Below are 19,859 nucleotides of genomic sequence, written 5' to 3'. Positions count from 1 at the left end.
ATTGATCGGTAAAGAAAGATAGTTTTGATGAATGGACGGGTTCCCTCCCGGCGACCGCTTACGATTGCAGTTCTGCTTTCAACGCGTTGAATCGCGCATAGAGCGTGTTTTTTGCGTCAACCGACAGAACGCCAGGGATGATAATTTTCGCGGCGATGTCTCCCTGAAAACCATTACTCAACGGGTTGCCTGCACCGCCGACGATCAGCTGGCGCGATGCAGCCGTTGCGAACGGCTTGGCCGGGATATCTTTCTGCTGCAACAGCGCGCCGTCATGTTCCCAGCGATGATGCGAGCTCGTCGCCTCGATTGCCGCAATATGCCACTGATTATCACGGAACCCCGTAATAACAGTGTTGATCGGGTAGTTGCTTGGGTCACTGACCGCCGTCCCGCCGTGGTTAATCCAAACAGCATCCGTCTGGAATGAATCATTCCCGAACCTGACGCGCAGCCAGTCCGGCACGGTCGTGTAGTTCCCGCAGATATTACCGCCCGTACCGCCGTATCCCTCTGTGTTAGGGAGCGGAATGCGGTACAAAATAAACTGCGAGTAAATCCCATCAGCTGGCAGGGACTCGTAACCGCCCTGCGCGATTAGCGTGCCTGAGTTTGAAGCAGCACGACCAAACCGAAGCGCAAAGCCTTTCCCCACCGAAATAATTCGCGGTGCCAGAGCAGCCACCGGCACCCAACGTGCGCGGCCGGTTTTGTCGCGAACAAGAGAAACATCACCACCGCTTGAAACCACTCCACTTTTGGCTTCGAGCCAAGCTGAAGGGTTCATATTCAGGATGTCAATTTCTTGCTGAGTTATTTCGAGTTTCGGAAGATTTGGGTTATTCGCCGGTCGGTCGGCTTTAAAAACAACCATAGCATTAGCCATTAATTTAGCTCCCATATAAAGGCTGGCAACCATTGATATTCAATTTCACCGGTATAGAGATTTGTTATGCCGTCTTTTGTACGGAATAATCCGCGTGCGCCATAAATCGGGCCGGATTGGTTATCACTTCCAGTACGTCGCTGCGCATAGCTAATTTGCACATTGCGTGTATTCGTTGGATTGTCCACGTTCAGACGGATACCAATTTTACCAAACGGGGTAGCACTGGTGATGCTAATAGGTGAACTATCTCGCGCACGGATACCAAACCCAGCACCAGGGCCAAGAGCGATAGAGCTAACAATTACATCAGATGTATCTTTGATAATCTCTACAGATGACGAACAGATAATATCGATAGTGTTTGCACCTGACCAGTAGACCTCCATTGGTTTAACAGGAATAAAACCTGTACCAAAGCATTCGAAAACCACTGCGCGTGCTAGTGATACACCTCGCTGATTTTGCCCTTTCGAGTTGATATGAATAATATCGCCCACGTGCGGGTATTGATAACCGGGGCCGGTGAATCGAATATTGCCATGTCCATCGGCGCTTAGCTGTCCCTGTCGCACATTTTTAATGTCCCATTCTGTGAACGGCCACCAGCTACATTGCTCTACGAAAATAGATACAGCAGGATGGTCACCGCCAAATATACGCTTAACCTCAGAATTAATATTACGGTCAAAATTCTTCAGAAATCGAGTGTAAAGGTCTGCGAAAATCCCACCAGTTTTATCAATATCTGATTCACCTGCTTTTACATCAATCCCCAGCACAATCGGTTTAAACCCCATTCGCTCGCAAATCCGTTTAGCGTCAATCAATCCTTGAATCAACACAGACCATGCGTAAGTTCCCTTTGTCAAATTGCGGTACGCCATACTTCCCTGCGCGGCCACGTAGCGTAGAATATGGATCCGCTTACCCGTCATTTTCTCAACTTCGCTGATAATGTGTGAAGCAGACGATGAGCACGACGTCTCTTTCCAGTTTCCATTTACGGTGTCTTTCAGTGACACGATTTCATCAATCGGATTTGGGCCACGGTTTGGATTTTCTTTACCTGCTCCGCGATCAGATTTGAACATCCACGCATTTTCTGGATATAGCTGTGTAGTAGCGATCAACACGTCATCATCGTAAGTGCTCCAGCCTTCTGCAAGCGACTGGCCGAATGTCGGCAGGATGTACATTACAGGGCGCAGATCATCGGAAACAGAGATACGTGTTGCGCCGTAATTCATCACCAGGTCGCTTACGGCAGTTGCCTGTTTTATCTGTTGGGCGGCTGGTTTTAAATCACCGACACGCTTTAGGCCGTCTGGGGTAGCAAAATAATATCCACCATCCTCTGTCCATGCCTCTGTGATATTTTCATAGGGATCGACAATAATTTTCGTGCACACCGCACCATCAGGTAAGGTATACGGCTGCGCCTCGATGTATGGCCGCACCACGACGTCAGAATCAGCAGCAACAACTCGCAGCATTCCATTGCTATCGATAAAGGCATGTCGGCCGTCATCCAGCATCAGCGGCGCAAAATGACCATCTGCGAACTCAACCCCAGCAGCAATATTATCGGCGATCCCTGCTGGCGCGTTGGGAACAGTGCTAACCCGCGTTTTCATTTCGTTCAGTGCGTCAGTTACCGCCCCGCCAGCCATCGACCATCTGCCAGTTGGGACAATCCTCCCGTTCGAAACTGTGTATTCCAGCGCTAATTCATTCGTTGATTGCGAATGCACCCAAAAATATTTACGAGTTTCCTTTCCGTCATCTACTGCTTTTTGTGCGGCAATTTCATCTGGATAGGCATCAGATACTGATTGTGTTATCTCCGAATAATCCCGGGCATCATCCGAATATTTTTTTGACATACCTTCTGCTGCTTTGGACTCCTTAGCTGAATTTGCCGCTGATGCGGCTGATTCTGTAGCACCCTTTTCACTGGCAATGGCCGATTGCGCGCTCGCTTTCGCCGTTTTACTTTCTGCTACAGCAACATCCCTGGCATCCATTGCAGCATCGCGATATCCCGCAGATGCACGCGCTGATTCTGAGGATACAATTTCTGCATTCCTTGCCCGTTCGGACATCCGTTTAATGTCAGAATAAACCGGCGGCCGGGCCAGCTCCGGATCTGCATAAATCAGATAATCATTAAGGGAACCATCCGCCGCTCCATCTTCGATGCGCATGAAGCCCAGCCGCTGGCGGATCCCATTGTCATAGGTGATGAATACTTCATAATCATCGGGAACGACCGAGAATTCATACTCTCCGCCGCGACCTGTCACGGTTTCTACACACAAGCATTTGAACGTTTCAAGTGTGTTGTTTTTCGACTTTACAGCTATCAAAGCGCCAGGCATGGCTACGCCGGCCGGATCGCGGTATACGCCGGATATTTTGATCATATGGTGAATAACCTCAGACTAACGATTGACAGATAGCACCATTGGGGCTACCATTTACTACATGAGGTAGCGGAAAGGCCGCAGCCCGAACCCGAAAGGAAGAGAGAGATGACAAACGACATGACCACCGCAGAGCTTGAAAAGATCCACGCCGAAATCGCCAAGCTGATGGCTGAGACGGCGAAGATTAACCGGGAAACAATGTGGTATCCGGTAGCCGTAGCAACCGGTTTAATCGGTGCGGTGGCTACGGTAACAACCATCATCATCAAATTTATTTAAGAGAAGCCCCGAAAGGGGCTTTTTCGCAGGTAAAAAATGAGACTGATAAACGAATACACCCCTCCCACCCCTGAGGATCTGGAGCAGCTAAAATCAGAGCTCGGATATACCGGAACGCAAATGGCAGATCTGGCGGGTGTGGCAAGCAATAGTCAGTGGCGAAAATACACTGGCGGTGCCGAACCGCGAGCAATGTCACCGCACATTCTATTTTTTATGGCGGCGCAACTTTCATTGTCTCCGCAGGAGCTTGATAAAATCATCGATAAAATGGCCTCAATTGGAGCCACAATAAAATAGAATGGACTCGTACATGGTGAATAAAAATTTTCGATTGTCCGGATTAGACGGTATAAGAGGAGCGCTTGCTATTATCGTCGCGTTATCCCATTCATTCGGACATTTTACTGGCTGGGAATCAGGTTTATACCCTTTTAAGAACGTATCATTCTCTGTGGACGTATTTTTTATCTTGTCAGGCATGGTTCTTTACCATGCGCATGCTATTGACATTAAAAACGGCTCCCTAAGTCCTCAATCATTTTTTCTTAAAAGATTGCTAAGGTTGTATCCATTACATTTATTCACAATACTGCTTGTGCCATTGTGTCTTTTTATCAGCATTGGAACCCCCTACCCCGAATGGCTAGGTAAATCCACGATCCAAAATATTTTTGGTGACTCTTTACTAATGAATGCCATTGGGATTGGCTTTGATTTTTCTAGCAACCAACCAAGCTGGTCGATTTCTGTGGAAATGTATATTGGAACCATATTAATATACGTTAGTTGCCTAACTATGGCCATGCCTATTTTGTTTGTGTTTATTTCTGCCACCTTGTTCTTTATATTTAATATCGCGCCTCCAGAAGGGCCTCAGTATCACGCATTTCTTGTGAATGGTGGGATTGTTAGATGTCTTTTTTCTATGTCTATAGGGATTATGGCCTACAAGCTCACAGTGGCAAATTTAGATTTCTTAAAGTCACACAAGAAATTGTCAATTTGCATATCTTCATTTGGCTTTGCAGCCATCGTTTTAATAGTCATATTTATTAATTTAAGTGTCACAGAGTATATAATTGCAACCCCGTTAATCGCCCTCGCCATCTCAACAATTGGGTTAATGGATCTTCCGGAATTTAAATTCTTAGACTCCAAGATTCTTTCTATTCTCGGGCAGCGGTCTTTTTCAATTTATTTAATGCACACTCCTGTTATATATCTATTTTTATTCTTGAAGTCATCAAACAATCTTCTGAATTCATTCATGGCAATATTGTCAATTTTGATAACTATCTCCGTCTCTAAGTACACGCTAAAGTACATAGAAAAACCATTCATAAAAATCTCAAAGAAATTATGAACCACGTTACCACCTGTATTAGGTGGTAACTGCTTTTTATGGGGAAATAGGCCATTCCGTTATATCTTTGTCTGAAGGGTCGATTCTGTTGAGTTCAATCCTGTATTTACGCCACATTCCAATGCTATAGATTTCTTCATCCGTTGCCACGCCAAAATCTATCGCATCCTGGAGATAGTTTATCTTTTCACTTGCCGATCTAATCATTGAAGAGTGCAAGTGCTTTCTTAAATCATGATTTAAACTTGGTGGATTGGGAGCACCATCAACAATGGCTCCCCCAATGTATTTACTTCCACTCCCTATGCTTTTAAATTCGCTTTCAGATACCTCATAAAAACCATCCGAATCAAGTAGCGCCATATCCTTTTCATTTCTTGGGATATACATACCACTAATATACCCATCCGCATCAACTGAAATAAAGTATTTAGTCATAAATCACCATATAGCCAAGACGTTCACGTTTACAGGGCTAGTGCTGTCATTATAAAAAGAGGCATTTTCATTTCCAGCACCATTAAGCCATACCGTAGGGGCGCCGTTTATTGTTGTAACAAATACAGCAGGTGTGTCAGGAAATGATAGTGGGAATACCCATGTTAAAGCCTGCTTCGCTGGTATGCTAAAGTTTTTTCTACACCATTGCCCCCCTCCCGGAAGCCTGGTCCATGCCCCATTACCATTAACCCCTGATAGGAATTCATCCCTGTTGACCTTGTTATTCAAAAAGTCTTTCAGGTATCCGCCCCACGCTGTTCCCCATATATTCCCGTCGGGATGCATTTTTGAACCGTTTCCGCCACCAGCCCCAACTGTGCCGCTGGCATTAAATGTTCCATCATTCCGAAATTCATACCATCCATCGTTTCCAGCACTGCGCGTGTGGACTCGTAGAGCCGCATATTGCCCGATAACCTCATCAAACAATACGTCTGCATATTGGTCTCCCGCACCCTGAAGATGGATCCCGCTCGTTTGCCGGTGGTTCGCACTACCATCGTTAAATTCAACATATTTGCGCTTATTGATGAAGTCGACACCGTCTACGTTAAGATTGCCGCTTAGCGTTCCGCCAGTCAGCGGCAGCGCCCCTACATCCTGCGCAGTCGGCTTAAATGCCGTGGTGTAAACACGATTCCACGCCACCCCCGCCGATGGAGTAAACGATCGACCAACGTGAAACTCACCGTTATTGCCGGCCGCAAGATAAGTTGCAGATGGCTCGCCTGAGCACGGCAGACAAATTACACCATATGTGCTGCTGCCTGGCGCACCAGTGCTGGTGTTGCTCAAACGGTAAATCTGCGCAATGTTACTGAACGCATCGGCTTTATGTTGAGGTCCGATCCCCAAACCGAAGGCGCCAACGGCCATCACGTTTCCATCTGCGACGCCAACGTCTTTTGTTGCTGCAGTACCGAGCTCAAGGTTTTTCCGCCCTTCCGCTTTATTTTGCAAATCCGCCAGGTTCTGCGACTTTTGAAGAAACAGCCCATTCGGATCCGCCAATAGATTTTTCCAACCTGCAGCACTGGTGCCATCCGGATCTGTGGTGTTTGAATCAACCGTATTCCACCAGATTTTCGAACCATCAGCACTCAACACCATCGCGCCACGGGGATAACCGCCGATCACCGAGGCAAATGCCGAATCAAAGGTGTAATGACCACCGGCTTGAGAAAAGCGGATAGCCACGGTGATATCGTTCAGCACCCCGTTGAAATCCTTCCCGTGCGGCGGGATGCCGCCGGCCGCGATCGCCGTCATAGTCAGCGGAGGAAAACCAGAGTCATAGGCTGCGTTGCCCTTCTCCTTGGTTTCCTGCGTGGCATTATTGGGGATCGTGTTTTTGTCAGCCGTACCGCTGGCGAACGGCACTGCAATCTGACGCGGTTTATCTGTCAGTTTCATTTTATGCCTTCTGAATTATTGAAACGTTAATACCTGGGGGCGCCGGCAGCGCGCCGGAGGACTGGACGATAGCCAGCTCTGCGGTCGACAGTTCAAACTCGAACACATAGCTCATCTTCATTCCGCCATCGTTCTGGATATAGGCGCGCCCCCGATCGCCGAACATGTAACGCAACATCCGATTGATATTCGGTATTGAGCAATCGGTGATATTGCTCATGGCTTTCATCATGATCAGACGGCGGTAAATCGGGTCCGCAAGTTCAATGGTCTGCGTTGAGCTCTCACCGCTATAGAACGGCGCCTGGTCAAATGGCCGGGGATCTGTCCGCGTTGGCGTATCCAGCCGCGCCTCACTGAACCCCAAATAATTAAAGTCATCGTCGACCGTTAGCCGCCGGCTTACGTCCACAATTTTTCCCCACACATCGAGGCCATAGGTCTCTGCGGTTTCGATGTTCCAGATCAGATCGTAAAAATCATCGACGAACTTGTCGGGGGAAACGGCTTCGTTGAAGCTGCCAATCAGGGCGTTAAGGCGGGGGCTGGCGGCGTACTGTGCGAGCACAGTGGCGGCCACATTCTGCAATTTAGACCTCCTGCAGCTCTACGCTGATATTGTTCGGATCCAGCGTCGGAATTTCGTCGATTCCAAACTGGAGGGATGAGGAAAAAGCGTTACCATCCCTGCTCAGCGCCAGGCTGAGAATATCGATGTTTGAAGGGTCAATGCTGTAAATGCCCGCATAGAATCGCCCGGCGGCCAGCGCAGCCGCTGCACGCGCACGATTGCCACCATCAGCGCCATTGAATGCCGCGATCACTTTACCCTTTACCTGATCGGTAATGTCCGATGGTAAATATTCGCTTTTTTTCAGGATAACCCTCACTGACACGCTCACCGGCTTCAACCCCTGCCAGGTGATCACATACTCCGGGTATGGCGGCTCATAGCCGTCGGTATCTGCAATCGTGTATGAGGAATCACCGTTCATGTCGACACCGGGCGGCGCCTTGCGCCAGATAGCATCCGCGATATCCTCAGCCTTTCCGCCATATACGCCAACGTAGAACGTGTTTTTCTTCAATGTATATTTGGATGAGCCGACTTGTCTGTCTACCGGGGTCGGGTTATGCGTAACGTATACATCCACTACGTTGGGAACTTTTGCGAGGATCTCGCCGCGGATCGCGTTCAATGTATTCCGGGCATTGTTGGCAACGGAATTGCGTCGGCGGTGCTCAAAGTCGGCTCTGCTCTCCTCATTGTTGCCCGGCACCCCGGCGGCGCGGTTCGTCACACCAGACCAGCCAGGGATCGCTTTGTAGACCTTGCTGAGCGCACCAATGGGGCAACCGATCGGGCCTGTCGTGAGGTTCTGGAAAACCACATCAACGCTACCGGCGGCGCCGATCGTGGCGTCGGACAGGCTGGCGTAGAGATACCCTGCTTCATCCTGTGCCAGGCTTACAGCAGGGATCAGCGTATCCACCAGCCCTGAGCACGTCCCGGTTACTGTCGTGCCGGTGGCACCGATGCGGTCGAGGAAATAAACCCGGCCAATCGCATCCTGAAACCTGCCGCTGCTGTAGTCCGCGTTCACCTGGTTCGCGATCGCCAGCAACTGATCATTCTTATCGGCGATGATGGCCGAATCGCTCATCGCCAGCTGCCCCTGTGGGCTTGTCAGGCTGGTCCCCATCGAGCTCCCCAGCGCGGTGGAGAAATCGGTTAACCGGCCGTTTAGTATGTCCACCTCATCCGGCACCAGCAGCCCCGTTTTTGAAAACGTAACCGCCGGTACCGCAGTTGTGTAATTGGTGTTTTCATCCGTCATAACAGCACCGTGTAATCGTTGAAATTGGTATCGGTGATCGTCATTACGCCACCAATGCGGCGATCGCCACCTGAGACTGCCGTACACAGCGCGCTGGAGACCGTCGGCAGTTTCATCGCCTCCTGCTGCATTTTGGTGTTAATCAGCTGCGTGCCGGGCCAATGGCCGAGGATCCGCGGGTAATAAGGAATCCCGAGCGTGTTGTCATACCAACACTCGCCAAGGAAAGTGCTGCAGGCGCACGCCACATCCTGCGCCACCGCATAAGGGTTGTCCGTGACCGCCAGGTTGCCTTTGTCGTCCAGCATCAGATCCCAGGTATTCGTATCGAGAAGAAGTGAGCGAGTTTGCATCATGCCCCCTGTTGCGGTTTATTTGTCTGCGCGCTGCCTGATTGCACGCCACCATGCAAGTGGTCACCAAACTCGATGCCACCAATCATGGCGCCGGCGGACAGGTCCGCTTTGCCTTTGGCTGTAAACTTCTGGCTCACCTCGGTCGCGCCGTTCAGTGCGATTTCCGGCGAGTTAACGGCAAAGCGCTTCGATGCATTGGTTTCAACATCCGGCGCATTCAGCGTGATTTTCCAGGGTGAAGTTACATTGATCTGCTGATCAGCAAACTCGACAAATTGCACCGGGTCGCCATTCAGCACACCACCCAGATAGATCGCGTCTGACAGGCTGTGCGTGCGCCTTGATCCCGGCATAGCGGGCTGGCGCGTGGCTTTAATCCCGCTGATATCCCGATCGCAAATCGCTATGAACCCAATATCACCGGCTTTCGGTGGCATGATCACCGCACTTTGACCACCCTGTAGACGCCACACCGGCACGTTGTAAATTACCTCATGCGGGATAGGTGAGCCGTCGCCAGCGACGGCCATCACCATAGGGCGAATGTCCACGTGCTCCCCGTTGGCATTGATCACCCTACCCAACGTGATAAACGCATGACGCCCAAGAAACTGGCGCATAACGAAGTCCTGCGCGTTGATATCACCATTCAGATCGGAGCCGTTTACATGAAAATTTTCCATATCAGCCCCCGGGTTGCCGCAACAATTCGCAGGATGTTGAACATTGGCCGCCCTCAATCCATGAGGTTAACGTGTGCATTGCACCGAGCACCGCATAGCGGCCGCTGGCGTTCGGGAGCGAAGTCACCAACGACAATTTGCGACCAATAAAAATATCAGGACAGAACAGACACGAAATGCTCAGCCCAACATTGGTAAAAATGGGATACCCGATTAATCCGTGGTCGGGAGAAACGAGCAATGCCGGCTCTTTTCGGGATACTCCCTTTGGCCAGATCGTCACCTTCTCCACGTTGATATCGATCTCGGCATCAACAGCCCGTGCCGCCTCGATCATCTGCTGCGTGATATCTCCCTGGAAATACGGATCGGGCAGCGTGCGTTTAACGCCCTGATTCTCATATTTCAGCCCCACTGATGATGCCATTGGCATCAAAATGTCATCGATCGGGACGGGGCCTTTCGCGCTGAATGGCGACACCTTTTTCGCCCGCAGATAAAACATCATGTTCGCCGTAATAATCAGCGGCACATCCGGAACCTGGTTGTAATCCGCATATGCATCGCTGATAAACCCTTCGAAAATCAGACGGTCAGCAGCCCATACGCGGATCCGATTAGGCTTGGCCCCATCAATCCAAATCCCTTTGAAGCTCAGCGCCGCCATCTGCTGGGCCACGAGCCCCCACAGATAAAGGGTAATTTGCGTGCCGGCAATCCCGCCATACGCCGCCAGGCTTATATAGCAGCGCGCATTCTTGACGGTAAGCACGTTACCCCGATCGTCAAACGTTCGCCCCTCTGCCAGGGTAAACTCCACCCTGATATCCCGTTGTTGATAGCTCACGGCATTTCCTCCGGCGCAAGGTAGTAAAGTTTGAAACGCTCACCCAGGCCGGACCATTCAGGATCCGCGTTTCCCGCCAGGTCAGCGAAAAATAATTCGCCGGCGAATGGCAGATAGCCGTAACGCACGATCTTGTTGCCGTTCAGGCACAACACCCCCTGCAGGCAGGGAGTGCCGTTAACGGTCAGATCGATATATAGCCCCGTGGTACGCTGTGCCAGACGAATTTCACAGGCCTGATTATTCAGGGAGACGGTGAATCGTTGAGACTTGAGGGGCTTGAGTACAATTTCCAGCATCAGGTTAAACTCCCCGCCAATTGCTTAACCGCCGCTTCCAACTTTTGCGTCGCGCTGACGGTGACCTCTCCGAGAGGTTTGGTCACATCCTCGACCGCTGACGAAACCTTATCGGCAATGTTCCCAACCAATTCCGACGCCGAGCGCTGCACGCCGGAGATCGCTTTCTTCACATCAGAAAGGGTGGAACCACTCGTTGAAGAGGTAACGAGCTCCGTTTTGGCGCTCGCTCCCTGGGTGATTTGATTATTGGTAGTGTCGGCCTGCGATGTCTCGCTGCTGACGGTCACCTCGGCCACGTCCTGCACGTCCTGAAAAACCGCCGTTACCGTAAGCAACGTCGGGCCGCCGTCGCTTCGGATCCGATAATCGTATTTGGTCAGGTCATAGGACGAATAGGTTTTGTCGGGGGTTTCGATGTCATAAACCTCCGCCGTTGTTCGCATCGTCTCCAGGGTGGCCAGCACGTCCGAGCGGGATGTCAGCGTGAGATTGGTCAGGTTCGGAAGCCCGCCTGAAAACCCAGTCCAGCCCTCCACGGTAAACGTAATGTGTAATTCTGCCGGCCGCTGCACCTTGTTGAACGACGTGTAACCACCTCGCTCGATCGGTGCAGTAGTGATCGACGCTTCGCCCCCCACTTCGATAACGACAAATGACGTTGGCGAAAAGGGCTTCGTGCCAACACTGGCGCCGGAGGCATAATAAATTCCGTATCCCGGTGCCAGCACGCTGTTAACGACAGACAGCAGGCCACCGCCCCGCACAGCATTCAGTACAGTGGCCTGATTCAGGGAAAACCTCATGTCGATACTCCCGATGCATACGCGCCCACAAGGCTGGAGCGATTAATTTTTTGCCTTGCGTCGTCGATGATCCCTTTCGTGCTGTCCGCCGGCGAATTCACCTGCAGAGTGCCGATATGGGTTGTTTCGGTGATCGTGGATTGCGAACCGCCGACCGGCTGGCGCGCCTGCGCCGCCATGCCTGCGCCCGGCTGAGGCAAATTCGACAACACCTTCGGCACGTATTCCCGCGTTTCCTGCGGGGCCGCGCCGAGCCCTTTGCGCTCAACATTACCCTGGCCCCAGTTATACGCCGCCAGCGCCTTACCCAGATCACCATCGAACATTTTCAGCAGCTGCGACATGTAGCGCGCTGCGGCATGGGCTGATTTCTCCGGATCAAAAACGTCATCGCCGACCAGCCCGAAGTCCTTCGCCGTGCCTGGCATGAACTGAAACGGCCCTTTGGCGCCCGCTTTCGATACAGCCTGAGTATCGCCGCCTGACTCCGTGATCACCATGCTGCGCAGCAGCCCGGCAGGGAGCCCAAACGTTTCCTCCAGCTTGCTGAGTTTCGGCTGCAGCCACGCCAGCATTTCCTCACCGGCCTTTGTTGGCTGTGGGCGGCGTACAGATTGAGCAAACTGCGTCGGAGCCTGGTCTTGCCCGTAACCATCACCACGCGGAAGATTGATCCCGAATGTATCCTTAACCCAATCGTGAGCGGATTTTCCCCACCCCTCTACCTTGTCACTGAATGGCAGATTGTTCAGGGCATCCGCAACGGGGTTATTTTTCAGCGCAGGGTATTTTTCCTCGAGGGGTTTAATGACAAACTCCTCAAGCGCCACCAGAGCTGCAATAAGGCCGGCAGGCCCCATCAGCGCCCCGCTGAGCCCTTTAAACAGGGAAAGCAGCTTGCCACCCACCGATGCGCTAACCAGCAGCAGAATGGCGTTCTGCCAGCCTCCTACCGCATTGGCGGCTTCACCGGCGATACCGACAATGCTCGACAGAACATCGAACACGCCCTGCACCGCGGCTTTGATTTCATCCGGGTGCTGTGCCATCCAGTTCGCCAGATCATTCAGCCACGCGTTGAACTGTTTGATGTAAGGCAGCAGCGCGTTAAAGAGGATGTATCCCGTTTTCTCAAAGGCCTGGCTGATCTCTGCCCACTGCTGGCGAAACTTCCGCGCCGCTGCGATGGACTGATCGTCAACGCCTGAGCGCGCTGTAAATCGGTCAACATCGCGCAACGCATGGCCAGAGCCGAACCATTGCTGCGCGGCGTAGCCATACCCCAGCTCACTGCCATAGGCCTGCTGCTGATCCTTATTCAGGTTTGGAAACGCGGCTGCCAATTTGCGGACAATATCTTCAGTCCCATCCCGGCCCAGATCGATATTAGCGCCCGCCTGGTTAGCGGCCAGCAGCAGACTTTGAAGTTGAGGATCCAGCCCAAGGCCAGATTTTAAGCGTGCCTTTGCATCGTTGATGCGAGAGAACGCGCCCACGATCTCGTTGGCACTGACACCGAACGCCTCGCCCGCCTTGGTCCAGCCATCCAGCGATTTGGCCGACATGCCAAAGGCATCGGCCGCCGTCGCCAATTGGTTCAGGTTACTGGTGAATCCGGTAACAAAGCTTTTGAGGCCGCCCAGCGACAACGTGACGCCGGCCAGCGCCAGCACCTGGGCGCGAATACTGGAAAAGAACGACGCCGCTTTTTTGCCGCTGGCTTCCATGTCTTTGGCTGTTTTGTCGGCTTTTTTCCCGGTTTTATCCAGCGCCTCGCTGCTTTTCTTCTCGCCGGTGTCGAACGCCTGCGCAACGTTCTCCATGACCGCTGTCAGGCGGTCAAGCCCGGCCACTACCGCCTGCTCGCCAGCGCTGAAATTTTTGTCGTCAATACCCAGGGCGAGGACGAGCTCGTCAAGTACCATTGCCACTATTTCCCCTCCTGCATTACGCGTGCGTTATGGGCGTCCACCTGGATGATTTCCAACAAATCCCACAGGTCCTGCACACCAAGCACCGCATCCAGCTCAGCCTTGGAGGCTTTGCCGGCGGAAATCACGGTGGCGATGGTGTGCGGGACATTGGTGTAATCGACAAGCCCAAACGGCCTGTCAGGATTGGCAAAACGAGGCGGGATATCTAGCGGCCGGCGGTAGCGAAAAAATCCACGTGCAGTTTGAACACCTCCGCGCGCAGGTTAAGGCGTGTGGCCACTTCATCGATATCGGCTTCAATCAAAGGGCGAACCACGGTTTTATCCGCTGGATTCGGCACGGCCTGAACACAGGTCATCAACTCATCAAGCAGCGGCTTGGCCTCATCCGGGGGATCTTCGAAATCGCCTTTAAGCCCTCAACAGCCATCGCCGCGATCCCCATGCTGCGTAAATTATCGGGGATCTCGACGCCGCCGCGCCCCATCGCCATGAGCGCCCGCAAAGCCCACCATTCAGCCTGTGAAGCCGACATTTCCTTGATATAGAAAACCTTGCCCTGATCGCGCCCGGCGGCGTCGATAGTGATAAACGTCTCTTTACGTGCCATCAGTTAAACGCCTCCGGAGTGATGGATTCCCATTCGATGATCGCCTGGCTGGCCTGCAGAATGCGGCCGGCATCCGGTAGCGCCTTCCACTGCTTCAGCACGCCGTTCACGCATTTATATTTGCGCTTGAGCGCCGGCAAAATAACCGTTGCATTGCAGCGGAACACCGCCACGCTGGCGCGCGATGTGGTAGCCCAGGTATCGAACACGTCCCGACTTTCCGAATCCGGCATAATGTAGATCGTCTGGTTGATGTTGCCGTAAATGAAGCCGGCCGATAACTTGCCGTCGGCGCCGCGCACCGTTTCTGCCAGGCTCAGCGCGTCGGTCCCGTAGATATTATCCGCAGCGAATCCCTGCAGCTGCACGCCTGACGGGTACAGGTTCATTACCGACAGCGTAATGATGGCGTCGGCAGAAGTGATGGTGTTGGACATTATTGAACCTCCGTCGATGCAATATTCAATTTCTGGATGCTGCCGCCGTCGCTGTACCACAACGCGCAGTTCGGGCTGGTGCGACCTGGTCGAAGAGCCGGCAGCATTTCACCGACATAGAGGTAGTACCCCGTCGCGAAAATTGTCGCCGACACGTCTTCCCCTACTGCGTTGCTGATCTCCAGTTTTTGCGCCGCGGACAGTGTCACCCCGGCACGAATGCCGCCCCATGCTTTAAACTGCTCGATCACATCGGTCATCGAGGTTGCAACCAGCGCGCGCCCGGCGTTGTTGTAAGGGATCGTCTTGTTGGATTTGAACAGCGCCAGCACCGCGCCCTGCAGGTTGGCGTTCAGCCAAATTTGCCCGGCGAAGCTGTCCAGCCATTTGAAATCGCCGGTGATCGAGCCATCTGCCCAATAATCCTCGACGATGTTATTGGCGGCGTACTTGCCGTAGAAGTTATAGCCATTGGCGATCAGCACGTCGTACTCATCCCCGCTGGTCACATCGGCCGCCAGCCCGTTGTATTCGCGGAATTTGAACGGCACGCGCCCTTCTGTGCGGGTAAAGTCCAGCGCAGCGGCATATCCCAATACGGATGCAGGTTTTTTCACGTCAGTGCAGAACACCGGCACGACACTCCCGTAATTATTCACGGTGATGATCTTGTACGCGATGTGATCCTGATTGCCCGTAATTCGGGCTTTTTCGTTGGTGGTCCACGCCACATAGAAAAAGCGCTCCTCCTGCGCGCTGGCCCATGCGGACAACGCCAGGTGTTCATCATCCTTGCACTCGAAAACGGTCGAAAATGAGGCCCACTGCTGCGACTTGGCGATGATTGCCGTGAACAGCGCGGGAACCACTGCCGCCGGCGCCCCCTGGGAGATCTTGGCGCCGAGATCGCTGGTCATCTTCATGGGTGCCGCTGCGGTGCCGGTAGCATACGCGATAGTCGTCGCTTCCGGCTTGGCGCCGGCAGCAGTGATGATGAAGGCATTGTGCGTGGTGTCATATACCACCGTCGCCACGGCGGCCGTCAATGAGGTTTGCAACGCGGCGGCCGCCTCCGCAAAACTGGTTACCGCGCTGAAATTGACTTCCGCACTGGCATTCTTCCCGCTGATGCTGATCGTAAGCGTACCGGAGATTTTTTTCAGCTCCTCGACCGTCACCCCTTTGAACGATCCGCTGCGCAACCATGCTGCCGCCGGCGCGCGGTTGAATCGGGCGAACAGCAACGCCCCCGGAGATTTTGTCGCGTTGTTGTAGCCCTGAAAATACATGGATGCCATAACGTATTCGTCAGAGTCACCACCGAAATAATCGGCCACGCTCGAGGGTGACGAAAACGAAGGGACGTCGCCGATCGGTACGTAAGGGCTGTCGGTTAAAAGCAGGCCGTTGAGGTCGACCGCATTACCCACGGCGGATAGCACGCCCGGTTTGATTTTTATGTCTTTACTGATTGGAATTGCCATCGATGGACTCCGTTGTGGTCGTTTTGATGGTCACGTTGTCGAAGAACGCCAGAGGCGCACTGACCACCGGTTTGATTTGCGCGATGAATTCCAGCGTCCAGCGCGGTTCGTATTGCCACTCGCCGTTAATCATCGTGGTCTGACGGGGATCGCTACAGTAGAGCGGCGTTAAGACGCCCCCGGAGCAGCGAAAAGCGGAGGTGCCAAACTCCGAGCGGATCAGCGTGGCGAACATCAGGGAATTTCGCTCCGCGCTGTCGCCAAAGAAATCAAGCTGACATTCCCAGCGCGTGGTGCGCGTGATGTGTTGCGTACCCATTCCGGCCGCCGGTGGCGGCGTGTACTTCACCACCGCCGTAGACAAACCGGCGGAATTCAGCGAAGTCATCGCGATAAATTCGCCCTGTGGCATCGGCACCCCGTTTTGCTGAGTGCGCTCGATCTGCGCATCAACAAAAAGCCCCTGGAGAAAATCGCCAAGGGCTTTATAGAGATCGCTTTCAGTGATCGAGAGCGTTACGTTTGCAGACATGCAACAACCCTCGTCCAATCCGGCCAGTTCTCCGGCACCGCCACCACAAGCCACGTTTCGCCCGCGATGACGAATTTGTCACCGCCGACCTGCTTCGGTCGGCTCACACCGCACCAGTTCCCGTTCGTATAGATGGACGTGAACACCCCCTGAATATTCAGGTTGTCCAGGTGGCGGATATCGCCCTGGGTAACAGCCTGTTTTTGTACCATCATCGAAATGGGCGCGTCATAGGCCGGCGCCCGGGAATAATCCTCACGTTTTTCGGCACCGAGCGATCGATAAATCTGCGCCTCAACGAAGGGATTAACTGCGCCGACGGCGCGCGAAACAATACCGTGCAAATTCACTCATCACCTCCATCAACGGCATAATCGACGCTGTTCTGCATGTGGCCAGTGTCGACCAGCGGTTTATCGAACCCTTTGCGCTTAATGGTCGATTCCGCCAACGGCGGAGAATTGAGCTCCCGGATAGAATCCTGCAGCTGGCTTTTTATCCGCTCCCCCATCAATCCAAGCGCTAACCGAGCGTCATAATTTGATGAACGGATAAGCTGCGAAAACTCACCGGGCCACTGCGTACTGTTGGCTGAAATCATGTTGCGGAAAAAAGGCCGCGGTAGCTGAAAATAGGACTCCCCGGCCTTGGTCATCACCATTTTTCCGAACTCGTTCGCGGCGGCCACCAGCGCAACCGGGGTCCCGTCTTCATAGGTCGCATCGGCCAAAAAACCCACCTTGAGGCTCTTGCCCGAAGACAGTCCGTCGGCAATTTGCGCCAGGCGCGCTTTAAACGCGGCACCGCCGCGAACACTGGATCCCATTTAGCGCCCCCGTCTGACCGGCCGATAGTAGTGATCTGGGTAGCGCGATGGCGATGAGCCCGGGTGATAAACCATCGTCCTGTAGGGCGCGGTCGCTTGCCAATAATCCGCGCCATAGGGAGTCTGCAGATACCACCACGACTGATCGTTACTGCCGGCGCTGTCCACCGATACAGAAACCGATCCCTCTGAGGCACTGGTAATGCGGCCAACAAGGCCGCTTCCCTGACCGCCCGACTGTCCTGAACCAAATCCGCGCAACGCACAGAGATGAGCAACAAGCAGGAAAAATAACTGCTCGCGCTCTTTCAGATCCTGCACTTTGCTTTCATCGGTATTATCGAGGTAGAGGGTCGAGGCCTGATTGAACAGCGCCTCGAGCAGGTCATCACTTGGCGCCGATCCGCATCCCGTTGCAAACGCCGGGTAAAGCGCCCGAAATGCCTTGATGTTGAAAACCACGGCGCCCATGCATTACTCCTTTTTATTCATCGCTTCATCATCACGCTTGATCCCCGGTGCCGGGTTGTTTTGCGGCAATGGGTCAAGGCCTGACTTCAACTTTTCCTGCTCTTTGGCCTGCGCACGGGCGCTGTTGCCATTGTCCTGCGCGAAGATCACACCGTTTTTTACATACGGCTGATCTTTGTGGATCTTCAGCCAGGCGTCCCACAGTTCCTTATCGACCGGTGTGAGGCCATAGCCGCCGATAATGCGTACATCTTCGCCGCGGTAACCCGCGACCGCCTGCTGATGGCCGTCGACTTCCAACACCAAACCGTTCGGCAATTTGCAGCCAACTGTTACTTGCTCTGCCATCTTTTAAACCCCCAACATTTGTACGTAAGCCAGCGGTTGGCGAATGATCGCCCCCCAGGTACCGGCGGATTTTTTCTGGTGCCAGGCTGAAGACTCCGTCACCACGGCGTGCGCGCGCATTTTCTCGGTGAACGCACAGTAACCGGTGTCGTTCTCCCCCAGACGCTCGGCAATCAGCTGAACCACTTCACCCGCGGCGCTGGAATACTCCACCGCCGTTTCGATGGTCATCCCCGGGAAGTTTTTCTGCAGAAGATCAGAAACGTTGACCTTGTATTGGTTGGTCTTCGTCAGGTTGGCTTCCGACAACGGAGACATATTCAGTTTCATCGCGTCGGTTCGCTCGACATGCCCTTTGGTCTGACTGACGAGCTGCTTGTACAGCTTGACGATGTCGTTATAAATCGCCTCGGCGTCCTTATCGTCCCATTTCAACTTACCGCCGACGTCAATCGGGGTAATCGGCGCCGACAGCGATGGATCGTTCAGCAGGCCGTAGTTCTGCAAGCCCTCGATGCCGTAGAAGTAGGATTTATTCTGGAACTTGTTCAGCACCAAGGCAGACGCGACATTCAACTCCGCCGCCCAGCCAATGCGCGCCGCGCCGTACATATCCAGTTCGCGTTCACCCCAGCGGGTGTGCGTCTGGTAGTGGTAGCTCTGGCGCGGCACCCAGTTTGCGTTCGCGGTTACCATGCCGTTGTTGTTGTAGTCGCCGTAAGAGCTGGTGTCACCGGCTGATTCCACGATCGGGAATTGAGTGGTCAGCGTCGTCCAGTCGCCCTTTTTGGTTTCGCCCAGGATTTGGGCTGCTTTCATCGGTGTCACCAGCACGCGAATTAATTCTGGATCAACGTAGTTGGTGAAATAGGCCGGCACGCCGGAGTTTGAGACCGTTACCAGATTAGGCTGCGCATCCATCGCCAGCGCGAAATCGCTCGCGTACTCCGGCGGCAGGTAAGCCTGCGCGCCCGGCAGGATGATGCCGTAATCGCGGCTAGCGGTAGCGTAATGCTGCTTAAATTTATTCATCACTTGCTCCAGGTGCTGATTTTGATACGTTCTTTGGCCGCCGCGGCGCTGGCCACCGAGAATGCCGTTTCCGCAAAGCCTTCAATGGTCGCGCCGGCGGCACCGGTAGCAATCTCGCCGGTGGTCAGTGACGCAAACACTTTTTGGCCGACAGTGGCTGCCGTCGTGGTAACCGCCCAGTAATCACCGCCGGTGTGCAGCGTGCACTCTCGCCCCGGCTGGATCACATTAGACGCCGCGCCCAGCCATTCAACGATTGACGCCTGGCCATCGCGAGGAACAAACCCCGACGGCGCGCCAGTGCCTTTGTTCGATGCCACGCCCTTCACCACCCAGGCAAATCGCCCAATGGTTAACCCGTCGGCGCCGGTGACCAATGCCCCATCACCGGCCACATAGCTGGTGTACGGGTTGTTACTGGCAAAAGCCCCCTCAATACCCGGAGCCGGGTATTGGTTAATGCTCATCTGAAATCTTGACATG

Annotated in this window: 26 protein-coding genes; 3 read left to right on the top strand and 23 right to left on the bottom strand. The window is 53.4% G+C overall.

Features of this window, described 5'->3' with window-relative positions; all coding sequences use genetic code 11:
- Positions 1-58: 58 nt before the first annotated feature.
- Both ACORQT_RS09805 and ACORQT_RS09800 read right to left on the bottom strand, forming a co-directional pair.
- Positions 59-886 carry a hypothetical protein gene (locus ACORQT_RS09805; protein ID WP_444859390.1) on the bottom strand — a complete coding sequence of 276 codons (828 nt, stop codon included), beginning with the start codon at positions 884-886 and terminating at the stop codon, positions 59-61.
- On the bottom strand, positions 886-3,312 hold the full coding sequence (locus ACORQT_RS09800; RefSeq protein ID WP_444859389.1) for a prophage tail fiber N-terminal domain-containing protein: 2,427 nt from the start codon (positions 3,310-3,312) through the stop codon (positions 886-888). The genes ACORQT_RS09805 and ACORQT_RS09800 overlap by 1 nt, the downstream gene beginning before the upstream one ends.
- 108 nt (positions 3,313-3,420) lie before the next feature.
- Here ACORQT_RS09800 and ACORQT_RS09795 point away from each other — a divergent pair, with 108 nt between their 5' ends.
- The 3 genes from ACORQT_RS09795 to ACORQT_RS09785 are packed head-to-tail and all read left to right on the top strand — an operon-like array spanning position 3,421 to position 4,960.
- Positions 3,421-3,594 (top strand): hypothetical protein, encoded by a 174-nt coding sequence (locus tag ACORQT_RS09795; RefSeq protein WP_153860755.1) that lies wholly within the window; start codon positions 3,421-3,423, stop codon positions 3,592-3,594.
- A 36-nt stretch (positions 3,595-3,630) separates the two neighbouring features.
- A complete protein-coding gene (locus ACORQT_RS09790) occupies positions 3,631-3,894 on the top strand; it encodes a helix-turn-helix domain-containing protein (protein WP_099782366.1) in 264 nt (87 codons plus the stop codon).
- Positions 3,895-3,907: 13 nt separating this feature from the next.
- Entirely contained in the window at positions 3,908-4,960 is a 1,053-nt protein-coding gene (locus ACORQT_RS09785) for an acyltransferase family protein (RefSeq protein WP_444859388.1), read from the top strand.
- 36 nt (positions 4,961-4,996) lie between these two features.
- On the opposite strand, the gene ACORQT_RS09780 is transcribed toward ACORQT_RS09785, so the two are convergent.
- The 21 genes from ACORQT_RS09780 to ACORQT_RS09680 all read right to left on the bottom strand — a co-directional run bounded on the left by ACORQT_RS09780 (position 4,997) and on the right by ACORQT_RS09680 (position 19,858).
- A complete protein-coding gene (locus ACORQT_RS09780) occupies positions 4,997-5,398 on the bottom strand; it encodes a tail fiber assembly protein (RefSeq protein ID WP_444859387.1) in 402 nt (133 codons plus the stop codon).
- A gap of 3 nt (positions 5,399-5,401) precedes the next feature.
- Positions 5,402-6,874 (bottom strand): hypothetical protein, encoded by a 1,473-nt coding sequence (locus ACORQT_RS09775; protein WP_442537100.1) that lies wholly within the window; start codon positions 6,872-6,874, stop codon positions 5,402-5,404.
- Between the two features lies 1 nt (position 6,875).
- Complete coding sequence (locus ACORQT_RS09770) at positions 6,876-7,463, bottom strand: DUF2612 domain-containing protein (RefSeq protein WP_442537101.1); 588 nt, start codon at positions 7,461-7,463, stop codon at positions 6,876-6,878.
- 1 nt (position 7,464) lies between these two features.
- Positions 7,465-8,712: a baseplate J/gp47 family protein gene (locus ACORQT_RS09765; RefSeq protein ID WP_444859386.1), complete on the bottom strand. Its 1,248-nt coding sequence runs from the start codon at positions 8,710-8,712 to the stop codon at positions 7,465-7,467.
- Complete coding sequence (locus ACORQT_RS09760) at positions 8,709-9,065, bottom strand: hypothetical protein (RefSeq protein WP_369783541.1); 357 nt, start codon at positions 9,063-9,065, stop codon at positions 8,709-8,711. The genes ACORQT_RS09765 and ACORQT_RS09760 overlap by 4 nt, the downstream gene beginning before the upstream one ends.
- A complete protein-coding gene (locus ACORQT_RS09755; RefSeq protein WP_369783542.1) occupies positions 9,065-9,751 on the bottom strand; it encodes a Gp138 family membrane-puncturing spike protein in 687 nt (228 codons plus the stop codon). Before ACORQT_RS09755 ends, ACORQT_RS09760 begins: the two co-directional genes overlap by 1 nt.
- A gap of 1 nt (position 9,752) precedes the next feature.
- The gene (locus ACORQT_RS09750; protein ID WP_444859385.1) at positions 9,753-10,598 is read right to left on the bottom strand and encodes a baseplate hub protein; all 846 of its coding nucleotides are present in this window, start codon (positions 10,596-10,598) and stop codon (positions 9,753-9,755) included.
- Positions 10,595-10,897 (bottom strand): phage baseplate plug family protein, encoded by a 303-nt coding sequence (locus ACORQT_RS09745; RefSeq protein WP_047730622.1) that lies wholly within the window; start codon positions 10,895-10,897, stop codon positions 10,595-10,597. Before ACORQT_RS09745 ends, ACORQT_RS09750 begins: the two co-directional genes overlap by 4 nt.
- Positions 10,897-11,703: a phage baseplate protein gene (locus ACORQT_RS09740; RefSeq protein WP_444859384.1), complete on the bottom strand. Its 807-nt coding sequence runs from the start codon at positions 11,701-11,703 to the stop codon at positions 10,897-10,899. Before ACORQT_RS09740 ends, ACORQT_RS09745 begins: the two co-directional genes overlap by 1 nt.
- A complete protein-coding gene (locus tag ACORQT_RS09735; RefSeq protein ID WP_444859383.1) occupies positions 11,700-13,634 on the bottom strand; it encodes a transglycosylase SLT domain-containing protein in 1,935 nt (644 codons plus the stop codon). The genes ACORQT_RS09740 and ACORQT_RS09735 overlap by 4 nt, the downstream gene beginning before the upstream one ends.
- A gap of 208 nt (positions 13,635-13,842) precedes the next feature.
- The gene (locus tag ACORQT_RS09730) at positions 13,843-13,995 is read right to left on the bottom strand and encodes a hypothetical protein (RefSeq protein WP_444859382.1); all 153 of its coding nucleotides are present in this window, start codon (positions 13,993-13,995) and stop codon (positions 13,843-13,845) included.
- Complete coding sequence (locus tag ACORQT_RS09725; protein ID WP_444859381.1) at positions 13,995-14,246, bottom strand: hypothetical protein; 252 nt, start codon at positions 14,244-14,246, stop codon at positions 13,995-13,997. Before ACORQT_RS09725 ends, ACORQT_RS09730 begins: the two co-directional genes overlap by 1 nt.
- On the bottom strand, positions 14,246-14,683 hold the full coding sequence (locus tag ACORQT_RS09720; protein ID WP_038875737.1) for a phage tail fiber protein: 438 nt from the start codon (positions 14,681-14,683) through the stop codon (positions 14,246-14,248). Before ACORQT_RS09720 ends, ACORQT_RS09725 begins: the two co-directional genes overlap by 1 nt.
- A complete protein-coding gene (locus ACORQT_RS09715; RefSeq protein ID WP_444859380.1) occupies positions 14,683-16,167 on the bottom strand; it encodes a DUF3383 domain-containing protein in 1,485 nt (494 codons plus the stop codon). The genes ACORQT_RS09720 and ACORQT_RS09715 overlap by 1 nt, the downstream gene beginning before the upstream one ends.
- Positions 16,148-16,699 (bottom strand): phage neck terminator protein, encoded by a 552-nt coding sequence (locus tag ACORQT_RS09710; RefSeq protein ID WP_047730616.1) that lies wholly within the window; start codon positions 16,697-16,699, stop codon positions 16,148-16,150. Before ACORQT_RS09710 ends, ACORQT_RS09715 begins: the two co-directional genes overlap by 20 nt.
- Complete coding sequence (locus tag ACORQT_RS09705; protein WP_195879960.1) at positions 16,684-17,049, bottom strand: hypothetical protein; 366 nt, start codon at positions 17,047-17,049, stop codon at positions 16,684-16,686. Before ACORQT_RS09705 ends, ACORQT_RS09710 begins: the two co-directional genes overlap by 16 nt.
- Positions 17,046-17,525 carry a hypothetical protein gene (locus ACORQT_RS09700; RefSeq protein WP_142075392.1) on the bottom strand — a complete coding sequence of 160 codons (480 nt, stop codon included), beginning with the start codon at positions 17,523-17,525 and terminating at the stop codon, positions 17,046-17,048. The genes ACORQT_RS09705 and ACORQT_RS09700 overlap by 4 nt, the downstream gene beginning before the upstream one ends.
- Positions 17,526-17,996, bottom strand: coding sequence for a DUF4054 domain-containing protein (locus ACORQT_RS09695; RefSeq protein WP_038875751.1), 471 nt, complete (start codon positions 17,994-17,996; stop codon positions 17,526-17,528). It abuts the gene before it with no gap.
- Between the two features lie 3 nt (positions 17,997-17,999).
- Positions 18,000-18,344 (bottom strand): hypothetical protein, encoded by a 345-nt coding sequence (locus ACORQT_RS09690; protein ID WP_164144117.1) that lies wholly within the window; start codon positions 18,342-18,344, stop codon positions 18,000-18,002.
- A 3-nt stretch (positions 18,345-18,347) separates the two neighbouring features.
- Positions 18,348-19,376, bottom strand: a complete 1,029-nt coding sequence (locus ACORQT_RS09685) for a DUF2184 domain-containing protein (protein ID WP_444859379.1) — start codon at positions 19,374-19,376, stop codon at positions 18,348-18,350.
- Complete coding sequence (locus tag ACORQT_RS09680; RefSeq protein ID WP_444859378.1) at positions 19,376-19,858, bottom strand: structural cement protein Gp24; 483 nt, start codon at positions 19,856-19,858, stop codon at positions 19,376-19,378. The genes ACORQT_RS09685 and ACORQT_RS09680 overlap by 1 nt, the downstream gene beginning before the upstream one ends.
- Position 19,859: the final 1 nt, after the last annotated feature.

It is taken from the genome of Serratia sp. (in: enterobacteria) (genome assembly GCF_052400455.1).
GTDB lineage: Bacteria > Pseudomonadota > Gammaproteobacteria > Enterobacterales > Enterobacteriaceae > Serratia > Serratia ureilytica.
This window is presented reverse-complemented; position numbering and strand designations above follow the sequence as displayed.